At 60.7% G+C, this 12112-nt stretch carries 16 protein-coding genes; 8 read left to right on the plus strand and 8 right to left on the minus strand.

The features are described from left to right. Positions 1-437 precede the first annotated feature (437 nt). Complete coding sequence (locus AC1C2O_RS03125) at positions 438-839, plus strand: hypothetical protein (RefSeq protein WP_495428991.1); 402 nt, start codon at positions 438-440, stop codon at positions 837-839. Here AC1C2O_RS03125 and AC1C2O_RS03130 read toward each other — a convergent pair. Then, on the minus strand, positions 833-1096 hold the full coding sequence (locus AC1C2O_RS03130; protein WP_495428992.1) for a hypothetical protein: 264 nt from the start codon (positions 1094-1096) through the stop codon (positions 833-835). The genes AC1C2O_RS03125 and AC1C2O_RS03130 overlap by 7 nt on opposite strands. A gap of 73 nt (positions 1097-1169) precedes the next feature. On the opposite strand from AC1C2O_RS03130, the gene AC1C2O_RS03135 reads away from it, so the two are divergent. Together AC1C2O_RS03135 and AC1C2O_RS03140 are read left to right on the plus strand one after the other, a co-directional pair. Continuing rightward, a complete protein-coding gene (locus tag AC1C2O_RS03135) occupies positions 1170-1481 on the plus strand; it encodes a hypothetical protein (protein WP_495428993.1) in 312 nt (103 codons plus the stop codon). 38 nt (positions 1482-1519) lie between these two features. Beyond that, entirely contained in the window at positions 1520-2272 is a 753-nt protein-coding gene (locus AC1C2O_RS03140) for a hypothetical protein (RefSeq protein WP_495428994.1), read from the plus strand. On the opposite strand, the gene AC1C2O_RS03145 is transcribed toward AC1C2O_RS03140, so the two are convergent. Next, positions 2258-2857, minus strand: a complete 600-nt coding sequence (locus AC1C2O_RS03145) for a recombinase family protein (RefSeq protein ID WP_495428995.1) — start codon at positions 2855-2857, stop codon at positions 2258-2260. The genes AC1C2O_RS03140 and AC1C2O_RS03145 overlap by 15 nt on opposite strands. 221 nt (positions 2858-3078) lie before the next feature. Between AC1C2O_RS03145 and AC1C2O_RS03150 the strand changes: the two genes are divergently transcribed. The 3 genes from AC1C2O_RS03150 to AC1C2O_RS03160 all read left to right on the plus strand — a co-directional run bounded on the left by AC1C2O_RS03150 (position 3079) and on the right by AC1C2O_RS03160 (position 6305). After that, a complete protein-coding gene (locus AC1C2O_RS03150) occupies positions 3079-3966 on the plus strand; it encodes a hypothetical protein (protein ID WP_495428996.1) in 888 nt (295 codons plus the stop codon). A gap of 387 nt (positions 3967-4353) precedes the next feature. After that, the gene (locus AC1C2O_RS03155; RefSeq protein ID WP_495428997.1) at positions 4354-5325 is read left to right on the plus strand and encodes a sensor histidine kinase; all 972 of its coding nucleotides are present in this window, start codon (positions 4354-4356) and stop codon (positions 5323-5325) included. Beyond that, a complete protein-coding gene (locus tag AC1C2O_RS03160) occupies positions 5322-6305 on the plus strand; it encodes a response regulator (protein WP_495428998.1) in 984 nt (327 codons plus the stop codon). Before AC1C2O_RS03155 ends, AC1C2O_RS03160 begins: the two co-directional genes overlap by 4 nt. Before the next feature lie 270 nt (positions 6306-6575). Here AC1C2O_RS03160 and AC1C2O_RS03165 read toward each other — a convergent pair whose 3' ends face one another. Next, complete coding sequence (locus AC1C2O_RS03165) at positions 6576-8447, minus strand: hypothetical protein (protein WP_495428999.1); 1872 nt, start codon at positions 8445-8447, stop codon at positions 6576-6578. A 332-nt stretch (positions 8448-8779) separates the two neighbouring features. Here AC1C2O_RS03165 and AC1C2O_RS03170 point away from each other — a divergent pair, with 332 nt between their 5' ends. Then, a complete protein-coding gene (locus tag AC1C2O_RS03170; RefSeq protein ID WP_495429000.1) occupies positions 8780-9172 on the plus strand; it encodes a hypothetical protein in 393 nt (130 codons plus the stop codon). 110 nt (positions 9173-9282) lie between these two features. Here the strand turns inward: AC1C2O_RS03170 and AC1C2O_RS03175 are convergent, their stop codons facing one another. Genes AC1C2O_RS03175 through AC1C2O_RS03195 form a run of 5 tightly spaced genes read right to left on the minus strand, consistent with a single transcriptional unit; the run spans position 9283 to position 11501 of the window. Next, positions 9283-9774: a hypothetical protein gene (locus AC1C2O_RS03175; protein WP_495429001.1), complete on the minus strand. Its 492-nt coding sequence runs from the start codon at positions 9772-9774 to the stop codon at positions 9283-9285. After that, positions 9771-10040 carry a hypothetical protein gene (locus tag AC1C2O_RS03180; RefSeq protein WP_495429002.1) on the minus strand — a complete coding sequence of 90 codons (270 nt, stop codon included), beginning with the start codon at positions 10038-10040 and terminating at the stop codon, positions 9771-9773. Before AC1C2O_RS03180 ends, AC1C2O_RS03175 begins: the two co-directional genes overlap by 4 nt. Beyond that, the gene (locus AC1C2O_RS03185) at positions 10037-10669 is read right to left on the minus strand and encodes a hypothetical protein (protein ID WP_495429003.1); all 633 of its coding nucleotides are present in this window, start codon (positions 10667-10669) and stop codon (positions 10037-10039) included. The genes AC1C2O_RS03180 and AC1C2O_RS03185 overlap by 4 nt, the downstream gene beginning before the upstream one ends. After that, positions 10666-10926 (minus strand): hypothetical protein, encoded by a 261-nt coding sequence (locus tag AC1C2O_RS03190; RefSeq protein WP_495429004.1) that lies wholly within the window; start codon positions 10924-10926, stop codon positions 10666-10668. The genes AC1C2O_RS03185 and AC1C2O_RS03190 overlap by 4 nt, the downstream gene beginning before the upstream one ends. An 11-nt stretch (positions 10927-10937) precedes the next feature. Next, positions 10938-11501: a metallophosphoesterase family protein gene (locus AC1C2O_RS03195; protein WP_495429005.1), complete on the minus strand. Its 564-nt coding sequence runs from the start codon at positions 11499-11501 to the stop codon at positions 10938-10940. A gap of 157 nt (positions 11502-11658) precedes the next feature. Between AC1C2O_RS03195 and AC1C2O_RS03200 the strand changes: the two genes are divergently transcribed. Further along, complete coding sequence (locus AC1C2O_RS03200) at positions 11659-11907, plus strand: hypothetical protein (protein ID WP_495429006.1); 249 nt, start codon at positions 11659-11661, stop codon at positions 11905-11907. Positions 11908-12112: the final 205 nt, after the last annotated feature.

Genomic DNA, 12112 nt, shown 5'->3' on the forward strand with positions numbered 1-12112 from the left:
AGCAAGGGCGGCACGAGGTCGTGCAGTCAGTATTGAAAAGAATGAGCCCCACCGAGCGCCAAGTGGGCCGAGGTCAATAATCGGGCACTGATTCAGCCCTCCCACCGTCCCTCGAACGGGTCGACGAGGCTCTGCACTCCATGCTCGGCGCACACGAACGCAATGCGCGCTCCCTGGCCCTCGACGGTGATGCTGGGGTCGGGTAGCAATCACCGCCGCACTCGGCACACGTGCGGTAATCGTCGTTGGTAGGCACGCGGACGGGGACACCGTCGGGGCCGTCGAGCTCGTCTTACTCCATGTTTCGATTCTGGCCGAGGGTGTCGGCCACCGCATCCCCATTCTGGGAGGCGCTTCGCGCTCCCACGCCGGGCGAAGCCCGTCCTGGGGATGGCTGGAAGGAAATCCCTTCACGCAGAACATTGGAACGAACGACCATGGCCACCGCCGACTTCAAGGCAAAGCTCACGACCATCATGAACGCCGAACCCGACCACGACGAGGACCTCGCGATCTTCTGGTGCGAATTCATATCGCACCACGAAATCCTGGCTGCGACCCCGGATCCCACCGGAGTCATGGCCTTGTCCATTTCAGACGACGCAGACAGCCCGATCAAGCAGACCTGCTTTCCCCGGGCAGACATCGAAGCAGACTTCCTCGACGTCGATGCTGCCATCTGGCGGCGGCTGTCCCAGGTGCGCAGGAACCGGGAGATGCTCAGCCGACTCGGAGAGTACGGTTTTCCTACCCGTGGTGATGCCAAGCCCACCTGCCCTCGGGTAGGTGGGCTTCTTCTTTTCCAGAGATGCTCTTACTCTCGAAGGTGGCGTCAGTAGTCGTACGCCCGGTGGACGTGCCAGCCGTCCTCGGCTTTGTACACGTCAAAGATCAGCGACAGGCCGTCCTCGTCGGTGCCCTGGAACCTCCAGCCGTACAGCCCCAGGCTCGACTCGCGTGGTGCCTCCCATATGGAGTGCCTCAGTCTGGTCGGGGTGTCGGTGATTCGCCAGCGCTTGCCGGCGTAGATCATCCGCGCAGGCACGTCATCGACCATCCACAGGGCCATCTGGTGTTCGACTGAAATGGTGCTCATGAGTTAAGGGAATAGAACACCTGTTCGAATATTGCTATCCTCGATTCTAGGCCGGAGAGGAAGGAGCGCCGGCATGGGCACCAGCAAGCGGCTCGCCGAGCACTATGACCTGCGGGCCGAGGAGAAGCAGCTTGAGCGCTACGCCAAGACCGCCGGCCCGCTGCAGTCGCTGAGCGACCGGGAGCTCGCCTTGGATAAGCAGCCGATGACTGTCTACCCGATGCCGCAGCGGATCAATGCGTGGGTCAGGTTCGGGCCTCAACCAGCGCGTGTCAACGCGCTACTGGTGCGCAGCACCGAGACCGCCGTCGGCATCGAGTTCGTCATCGCCGAGAAGACCTACCGCTGCTGGGTGTGGGGCAACGCTGTCCAGCTAGTGGCTTAGATGGAAGTTGTGACATGAGCAGCCGATAATCTCGGTGCATGTCTTCGCGCACCAAGAAATTCATCTTTCGGCCAATCTATTCCGTTCTTGGCGGAGTTGCATTAGTGGCGACGATCAGCAGCCCACTGTTGAGCTACGGTGGCTGGCTTACCGAAAACGCATCCTGGTCGCTCTGGCTCGTCATTGCCATTCTCGTCGTCGGCGCGTCCCTGCTTGTCGCACGGCTTGAAGCGATGAGTAAGGACGTGGCGGATCAACTTGCGGCAAAAGATGGTGAAGTCCAGGCGGCGACAGCGCGTGCCGACATCGCGAATGCAGAAGCTCGGGTTGCGAAGGAAGCATTCGATTCGTTGCTTCGGTCTTCTAAGGGGCTGGGCGAGCTTGATCGAAGCCTTGCTGACCAGTTGTTTGAGTATGCTTCGGATGAAGTGACGCTCTCGAACCTTGGTGACCTGGAGCGTTACCGAATCCCTCGCCAACTTGTGCGACAGATGGACGAGCTGATCCGTCTACCTACGACCCGAACAGCCCATGACAAGGAACTGGCGCAACAGCTGGACGGCCTGGTCAACGCCGCGGGCAAGTGGTTATCGGAACTTTCGCCATTGGTAAAGTCTGTCGGCGAATATTACTCCACGCGGCTTGATGAGGTGATCTCTGAGGATAAGTACAAGGCTCATCAAGCCAAAGCGGACGCACTCTGTGACACCGCAGCCAACCTTCATGAGGCATTCCTCGGCTACCAGCGCTATTACGCTTCGCTGCAACAAGCGAGTTCACTTGGCGGCTGAGCCTTCTTGTCCAGCTCGTGCTCGAGCGACCAGCGCGTACATGCGTGAACGGCTCATGCCCACAGCGCCAGCGATCTCCTGGCCCGTCAGGTCACTGTTGTCCATCATGTGCATGGCGCGCGCAACCTGCTCAGGGGCATGAGTGGGCTTGCGGCCGCCAACGCGCTCACCGCGGCGGCGCTTGGCATCCAATGCCGACTTCGTGCGCTCGGCGATGAGGTCGCGTTCCATCTGAGCGACACCCGCAATGATGGTGAAGATCAGTTCCCCAGCCGGCGTCGACGTGTCGATACCCATGTTCAAGATCCGCAAGCCGATCTCGCGTTCTTTCAATTCGCGCAGCAGGGCGGTCAGTTGGGTTGTGGAACGACCAAGCCTCGAGAGCTCCACGACTGTGAGGCGGTCGCCAGTGCGCAACTGCCCGCCGGCCTCGTCGATGAGCGCTTCCCACTTCGGCCGTTTGGCTCCGTGCTTACCAGAGGCCTTCTCCTCGACGATGCGATCGCAGCCAGCTGCAGTCAGCTCATCGACCTGTCGGGTGAGATCTTGCTTCTCGATACTGACTCGGGCGTATCCGACGTCCATTGCAACTCCTGCGAAACGTTGAGTCCTCTAACTGAACCCGTCTACCAAGAATAATACAGGACATAGTTACAGGACGCCTTTGTGCACCATAAAGCTCGCTGGGAGCCTTTGTCGTGAGTCCCGCCTTCCGACCGAATGTAGGACAGCGATCCGGCATCGAGGTTCCTCATGTTGCTGAGTCAGGACGGTCGCATGTCGGATCGGTGTCATACGATGCGATTGTGAAGGCTGAACCGTCCAAAATTACTCGCGTCGTCGACGAGGGCCAAGTCCAATACTGGATGCACTACACGGATCACTGTGACCTCGATCCACGCCAGCGTCAGTCTGCCCGCCATTTGCGCGAATCGATACACAAGCTGCTGCGTTATCGTGACCGGATCGCCGTTGTGCGCGGAACGTTCAGAGTCAACGCACTTACCGGACAGACCACCCCAACGGCGAAGCAGCAGCATGATCTGTACGACGCGACGGTGGACTTCTTCCAGACGTACTATGTTGCAGTTTCAGCATGGGCGAGTTTCTTCGTGCGTATCGCCCGGGACTTGGGTGTGAATTCACCTTCGGCGAATAGTGTGGCGAAGCTCATCAGCTGGATGACGGCTCCACAGCCGCGTCTATCCGCTATCGATACTGAGCATGGCGCAGTTCTCGAGAGCGCCCGAGCTTTTAGAGCACTCATCGACCATCCCTCCGGTTCGCAACCGTTCGACTGGGCGTCGTTCAATGACGGCAGCGGTGCGGTCGCGAGGGTGATGCTCTTTGGCCCGAAGCGGTCAGGTTCGATCCCTCCAGGTTCATCCGGGGACGAGGGGCCGCTCGGTGAGGCAGGCTGGGCGTTTGTCGCACCCGACGAGGTCAGCGTGACCAACGTCGTTGCCACCTTGATGGTGCACTACATGCCGCAAATCGCGGGAAACATACCGCTGAAGCACGATGAAGGCGTGACTTGCCCAGACTTTCCTTGGGAACGGAGTTGGAATGGCGAGAGGCCAGTTCACTCCGAGCCGTTGTCGCCGTACCTGCCTGAAGGCCCCAGAGTGCGTATGGATACAGGTGAAGTATTGCCCGACGCCGGGCTGACGAAGCACGTAGTGAGGGGCATATAGGCGTGGTAATGAGGCACGCGGATGACGCGGACAACAGAGGTCCTCGGATCCACTCCGTTCAACAAACCTGTTCAGCGTCCGGTGTCCGGTCCGCCGGCAAATGAACGGGTTCTTGAACGATATCTCCAGCGGACCGGCGCGTCAGGCACCCACCAGTTCGGCGTTCAACCTATGACCGTTTCTTGAACGTGCTTCAAAGGTCTCCTCGAGCGACGGAGCGGGTTCTGCTTTTAGCGCGGCGCAGTGTGCCGGTGCGCTGCTCATTAGGCCGAGCAACTCGTTCCGTTGTTCCACCGGTAATCATCGCGCGCGGCGTCAACGTCCGTGATGTCCCCCATCCGTGCGGCGCGATATTGTATGTCCATGATCGCAACCGAGAGAGATTGAATGATCGACCTGGCAAGCTGGGCTGTTTTCGCCGCGATTGCTGTAACGGGGGGCGGGATCGCTGTGATGGCGTATGGGCGCCTAGTTGAGTCACGCGAGAACGCTCGTAATCAACGACTTCAAGTTGAACTCGCTATGCGCAGTTCATCGGAGCAGGAGCACTTGTTGCAAGTCGCTATGCGCAGTTCATCGGAGCAGGAGCACTTGTTGCAAGTTGCAACTGAACAACGCGATATGCTGCGATTCCTCTTCGATCAGCAGACCAAGGCGTCTGCTTTCGCGATGCATCCAGGGCCAGGACTGTCTGATGCGCCGCAAAGCGGGGCGGGAGCCGACGCCACTGCACTGGTCGTGCGGGAGATTAGTCACAGCCTCAACACACCGCTCTCTCAGATCGAGATTGCCCTCGCTTTGCTCGCCGAGAGTGGCGCTTTGACGTCCGATGAAAGGAAGTCCCTCGAACGAGCGACCACGAGCGTCGCCGTGTCGAAGTCGTTCATGCAGGCCTTCCGAATAGTGTCTGGAGGTGACATGGCCACCGATTACGATGACGTCGAGGAGATCGGCGATCTCATACTTCGGGCGGCTTCGATGTATGGCGTTCTCCCAGAGAACGTAACGTGGGATCTACCCGCTGAACTCACGTACCGGCCAGCATTCATCCTGGCAGTCTTAATGCCTCTAATCGAGAATGCTGCCGAGGCCGCGCCTCCTGACGCGATATTTGTCCGCGGGGAGAGAGCCGGTTCCGGCGTCAGGCTCGAGGTGGAGAATGCCCTCTCGAGCCCTGTGGATCCGAGACTGTTCGAAGCGGGATTCTCTTCAAAACCTGCGCATGAGGGGCTAGGGCTTGCTGTAGTTCAGCGACTCGTGCGGTCGGTCCACGGCGCGCGCTTCACCCACGCACAGCACGACGGGCGCGTCGTGTTCGTCGTAAATCTCCCCTCGACCAGGCACCGAGGAGAATTGTGACCACGGTAGTCGTCGTGGATGATGACATGGACGCCGCTGAAGACTATGCCAGGCTCATAACCTCCCGTAGTGGTCTTCAGGCAACTGCGCACAGCGACCCGGACAAAGTGGCTGCACTTGTTGCTTCGGGCGGTGTCGCGATTCTCGTGCTCGATCAGCAGATGCCGCTGGTCTCGGGTACAGACCTGTTCGAACGGCTACGACGCATTGATCCCCGCGTCCGCGGAGTCTTGCTGACGGGCGAGGCCACGACGGAGGAGGTTGGTGAGGCAATGAACCGTGGCTTCTCCCACTACGTTCCGAAGCCGAAGGCACTGACCCAACTCCCTGCAGTCGTGCGTCACGAATACGTTCAGTATCAGAACTCCCTACTTCTCGAAGTCGCAAAAGAGCAGCCAGTACTTTGGCGGCAACGTAATCTGTGGCCCATCGGATCGGTCACGTCCATTCGGTTCATCGGGTTTGAGATTCTTGACGAGTCGTTCGTGCGCGAAGCCGATTGGCGGGAAATCCTGACGCTTCAGGCTGGTCAGACTCAGCGTGTGACTCTCTCCAGCAGCGCTGCGTGGACTCTGCAGATCGAAGAAGAAGTAACGAGTCGGATGAGTGTCGAGTTCTCGCTCGCGGCTAGCAATTTGGTGAAGCTCACGAACAAGCTTCAGAACGAGATCGCCCTTCGATTCGCAAAGACGATGACGACGACCGTCACCGAAGAGCGCGAAACTGAGCAGACGTTCTCGCTCCCAGCGGAGCCTTCCGAGGTCGGTTTGGTTCATGTCCGATTGAGGAGAGTGCAGCAAACTCCGGTCTTCATCAGCACACGCGTTCAGTTGGTGGAGGATTGCAACAGTTGCAAGCATCCTCACCTTCTATCGGTCCAGATCCTTGTCGACTCTGGAACTCTTGCGCTTCGCCATGTCGACCGCTTGAGCGACGGGACTGAGAAGACAATCGATCTCGGGAGAGCTGGCGGAAGGTAAAGGGCGGACTCGGCCCACCCGGACACTGGCCGTAGCGATATTCCGACGCAGGCATATAGATACCCCCTCGCGCCGCGCTCGGCGTTCCTCGGGAAGTGTGTGATGGGTGGTCAGCACGTCTTCGATCTGGGATGCCCTGCGATCATTAGTCGTCGGATTGGTGAGGAAAAAAGCGGATTGCCTTTTGCAGACATCACACGAAAGCGTGTCTCTGCCGCTCTTGCGGGAAGTCGCGCTTGCCCTTGGGCGGGGGCTGGAACCGTCGGGAACCTAAGAGTTCGGCCTACCACGTACCACGGTCGGGGTACTCGGTGCCTCTGGCCCGACGTATGTGCGGTGGACGGTGTCGTTGTCGAAGGGCACGGCGCGGGCCGTCGTACCGTCGGCGGTCACTTGCGCTGATAGGAAGGTCAGAAGTTGAGTACCGAGCGTAATCGTCTGAGTGCCGACCTTGATCTGGAGGACGTCTTCGGTCTCCAGCCGTGCGGGGCCGTTGGCGAGGTGCTCGGTCAAAGCTGACAGTTCGACCTCAGTCCAGTGCGCAGCAATCGTCTGTCCCCGCATGATGGCAGCTGCGTCCACCGCATCGCGTACATCTCGGTGAGTTACCTGGTCCAGCGGTGGAAGCACGATGGTCTCGTCTACCTGATCTTGGATCTCCTCGAGAGCACCCACCCAGGCCGCGATAAGGGGGTGGAGGAGCTCTTCCGGGCCGGGGACTGGGTGGACATCGACGAACCTGCCGCCGAACGGCTCCCCGACCTGCAGGCGGTTTCCAACGTGCCACGCGTTGAGAAACCGAACAACCGGGGCCGCACGAAGCACCTCGACACGCCCGAGCGGCTCCACGCTGAATGAAACGGTAGCCGAGTCCTCTTCCAAGCTGCCTCGGAACTCGACCGACAACAGACCACTCGTATCGACGCCGGTAACGCGAGCGGACTTCCTCGACAGCCCCGTGGTCGTCACGCAATTGAACATTATGTCGGCCAACTTGCGCCCGTCCGGCGTTGCAAGGCGGTACCTTCGCTGGAAGGCAGGCGATGGATCTGCGGGTATGCGCACATGCCCCTCAGAAGGTGCCTTCAACCCTCCTGGCAAATCGACATCCACCGATGCAGACCCGTGGTACTCAACCCCGTAGTCCCTCCAATCTTCGAAGGCCTTGCGGTCAAATTCCGCGTCATCGAAAGAGAACTTGAGCTGCACTGGGATGGGACGTTCGTTGAGTGCCTCATCGAACCGCGCATAAATCCGATATGTGAGGGTTTGGCCGTTTGGCAGCGTCTCTTGTGAGGCTGCGATCAGTCCGGGCTCGGCGTGGACGGCGCTTGACTGCGGTTCCACTTGGAATCCGTACTTAAAATGAGGGTCGCCGTCGAGGGCCGTTTGCACGACGCGGAGGTGCTCGGCGATCTCTCCTGGCTGAAGGATGGCCGTCGATTCAGCGTCCTGGCGGAGTGAGTTGTCCCGGCGGAGCAGGCTCGAGAGCGTCGCGACCGCATCTCTAAGTCGCACTGCACCGCCGTGTAGGAAGTAGTCAGGGACCTCGGGGTGTGCGGCGACCATGGACTCGCAGAAATCCAGGCCCTCCCACCTGATCTCCGTCGTAGCGTCGTCCAGCCATGACTGGATGGTGTCGATCTCCGGGTCGGTGAGCTCCAGTACGGCGTCCGTCTTCATGCTCTCGAACACACTCGCGGGCATCTTCGTGAACCAATCCATCCGGTTCTCGATAGTAGGATCTAGCGGCAGCGCGAGGTGCCAGTGGCGAAGAGCAACTCCACGCCGAATAACGGCTACCAAGACCCGACGGAAGGATTTCTCGATCTGACGCTTATGGGAGCTGTCTAGATTCGTGGCGAAGCGCTTGATCTGCCAGACGTCGAACAGATCGTCGGCCCAAGCGACAGGTTCTAGGACGTCGATTCCATAGTCGCCCTGCGACGGTCGGATCCGGTTGGAACGAGGGTGGTCGATGTAGATACACGTGGCGAGAACGGTCTCTGTTTGACCACCTTCCAATACTGACCACTCGACTCGCATCAAGAACCGCCTCAGGGTTTCTGCCGCTTTTGTGCGGGTTGCAGCTCTCGGGTGAGGGCTGGGTAGTGCGTGCTCGAACGTGTTGGGGCTGACCATAACGAGGTTACCGTGGACACACGTGCGCAATTAAGCGAGTGCTCTTATGTATGCCGCTGTGATGCGTCCTGCCCTGCGCTGAGACGTGCACCACGTGTAGCGATAATGACCGTTATCGCGCACACCTTCTTGCGATGTCTGCCCATGCTCACCGCGCGCTCTAATTGCGCTTGCCAGCGGCCACGCTGGCGATGATCGCACAGGGGCCCGTCGACGCCAGGTCGCTCTGGACAAGTGCCAACTAGATTGAGAACTCATACGTGGCTGCGGATGCAATCAGCGTGCCGTGATTGCATTTACTCGGCCTGAGTGACCACGCGCATAGGGGCGGCATGAACAATTTCAAGAAGATCATGCTTCACGACGGGTTGACCGATGCAGAGAAGGAAGAACGAGCTGACGTACTAGACCTGGAGCTTCATCTGGGATCCCGCGTGCAGATCGAAATGTCTGCGGATTCGTCGCAACTGCTGGTGATTCGTCATCTGCCAGAATCTGCGAACAGCGACGACTCGCGGTCGCTCGAGGCGTGCTTCAGTCTCTCGCGTCGGGATAATCAGGGTGCTGTGCTCACCTCGAGTCCTCCGACATCGGAGTCCTCGTCCGGGCGACGCCGCATCCGATACATGTCAGGAGGAGTGATGGTCGCCGATGTGTTCCTGTCCCGGAGCGAGTGGGCTGATGTGCTGGAGCGTTGGAAGGCAGGGGGAGCGTTCCTGCCGTAACAGCTCGCGCCAGCCATCGTCGTCATGCATTCGAGGACAGGACAGGCCGCACCCCGCACTCAGGCGGTCGCCTCGTCGCGCGAAGGTGACACGTCGACCTCTCGGCGGCCTTACCCTCGCCCTAGCGGTGGCGGGTCCGTTTTGAGAAGTGCGTCGATGAACCTAGGGAACGCGCTGGTTTCTTCGAGTGCGAGCGCGGCGCGAAGCGACTCGGCGAGCACGCCGGCATTTGTGTCTGCGTCATTGGTGTCGTCGACGCGCACGACAATCAGGACGCGACTTGTCGTACGGATGGTTCCCACGTAGGGCAGGTCGGGTCGGTCGTAATCTGCGGGCTTGTCTTTCCACCAGCGGATCTCGCCGTGCCCTGTGACGGTGTCGAAGAGGAACGCGTCGACACCGGGCAGCGGCGTGCCGTCTTTGTTGAGTGCGGCGTCCTTCGGATATCTGGTGACGGTGGGTATCGTGTCGTGGTCGATAAGTGCGACGTAGTAGACGGTCCCGGAGTCGGTAACGACGAGATATGTGCCGGGGGCGGACTGCTCGGTCAGAGGAACGTCGATGTGGGGCTTCCCGTCGGGTGCGTGTATTTCGCGTGTCATTGTTCTCTCCGTTCTCGGGGGTGGTAGTTGCGGAGGATGCCGACGATGTCCCTGGTGGGCACGTCCTTGGCGACACCCCACTCGGTCATGAGATCTGCGACCTCGACGGGGTCAATGCTCTCCGGGTGGTCGCGGGCGTAGTCCGCGAGCGTGTCGATATCGTCGGGGCCCAGTCCGAGCTCGGTATGGAGACGTGACCGTATGGGCTGCCAGGCGCGGTAGTTCGTCTCGCTTCCCCAGATGGAGCGCCGACGCGCTGCCCTCACTTGTGCGCGGTCGCGTTGCCGGCGCTGGCGGAGCTCCTGTGCCCTTCCACGGTGCGGGTCAGTTCGAGCCACTCATCCATCTCGGCGACGTCGTAGATGGTGATCCCGATGTGGGGCAGGCGCACCCGGTGGAAGTGGGTGAGGACGCGGTCTTCCCTGGGGCGGAGTTCTTCGAGCGTCGTTGATCTGGGCGGGTTGTCATCGACCCACAACAACGGCCTGCCATCGAACTGACGGGCCAGGCGATGTGCCTTCCACGACGGCGACGACTCGGTAAACCTCCCCGGTCCCTGCACGCCGACCGGCAGCTCAGGTAGCCCGAGGAGCTGCGCAAAGTAGGTGTTTGCGTACTGTTGCCAGGTCGTGGCCCACACTACGTCGATCCCACGATCCAGCAGACTCTGTACCCAGGCTGCACCGATACCGGAAAACCAGTGCTCGGCGGTCCACTCGCCGTGCTCGTCCCAGGTGGGCTCACGGTGCAGGTACGTCGGGTACTGCTCCTTTCGCATAGTGATCACCCTGCCGAAGACCTCGGGGGCAATTGTCGCGCCCAGGCCCGGGGGATTCACTCGCAGGACGCCGTCGACGTCGACGGCGACGACCGGTCGGAATCGGGGGTCGGTCATCGGGGCACCGCCACGTCTGTCACGGACAGGTCTTCCAGGTGCAGGAGCACAAGGTTTCCGGGCTGGTTATCCATGCCCAACGCCTCCACTCGCAGTGGTGGGTGCCCTTCGCGTTCGATGCTGCCGGAGTCGCGGACGTGATAATGCCCATGGAGGTGAAGCACCGGGTTGGTTCCCGTGACGACCTGCCCGATATACGCGCGGCTGGTGTCCGAGTAGCTGCGTGCGTGCAGCGGCCAGTCGCTGGGACCGTTCACGATCCTTGTCACTAGTGGAGTGCTCTCATGCCCCACGTCATGGGTGAGGAGCACCTCCGCATCACCTCCGGCGATTGCCGCTTCAACCGCACCAGGGGAGGGGAGCTCGGAAGGCCACCAGGAGCGCCCGGGGACGCGGTGACTGGCGTCGATACTGGCCGCTCCTCCGAAGCTGAGGAATGATCGGTTTCCGATGGCGAAACGGAACCCACGGGGAGTATCCACACGGACTCGCTGACGCGGACCGCGTGACCCGGGGACGCCGCGAACAGCGTGTCGAGGTCGTCCCAGTCTTCGTGATTTCCCGGTGTGACAAGGACACGTTCAATCCCTGACCTTGTTGGCTGTTCCCAGGATTTCGCTACCCAGTACTCGATGGTCGCCAGTAGGTCGGCGCTCCCGCCTGGCCAGAATCCGAGGTCGCCGGCGTGCAGCAGGGTGCGGGCGCCGGTGCGGGCGGCGGCGGGGATTGCGCGGCCGATCCATAGGCGGTTGGCATGCCAGTCCCCGGCGACGACAACCTCGTTCTCGGCAATGTCGAATGTTTCCGCTGTCTCCTGTGCGGTCATCGTCATCTGTGCTCCTATCAGTGTGAACTCGTACGCCATGAAGACGCACGGGACGACACGCTATGCGAACCCGCCGCCCGAATTCGGGCGACTTTACTGACCTGACGGACAGGCCGCGCTGGCACACCGCGCATGGAAGGGGGTATGAGCAATGAAAACCAAAATGCCCCTGTCCCTGCCGACCAGATTGATGAGCCGACCGGGCCCCGAGATGCCGCATGGATCCGCCGAGCTGATGATGTGGACCGGTTGGTTCGCGCGCTGGGGCGTATGCCCCGCTCCGGCGACGACGGCGTGGACTCCACGCTGCTGCGCTGGATTCGGCAACAGCAATGGGCCAGGCGTCAAGATCAGCGACACCCGCCCGAAGACCACCGGCCACGTCTCAGCCGTCAGCGAGAAGAACGCCTGAACATGATCCCCAGCTGGAGCTGGGAGCCACGCATCGACAAATGGTTCGCCCACATCGACAAGCTCGACCAATTCATCGCACTGTACGGTCGGCTCCCGAGTGCTTCCAAGATGGGAGCGGAAAAGGACGAGCGCGAGCTTGCGTACTGGATCGCGAACGAACGGAGGAAGCCACAAGCCAGATTCACCCCGGGCCAAGTTGAGCG

This window comes from Microbacterium sp. Y355, from assembly GCF_059445345.1.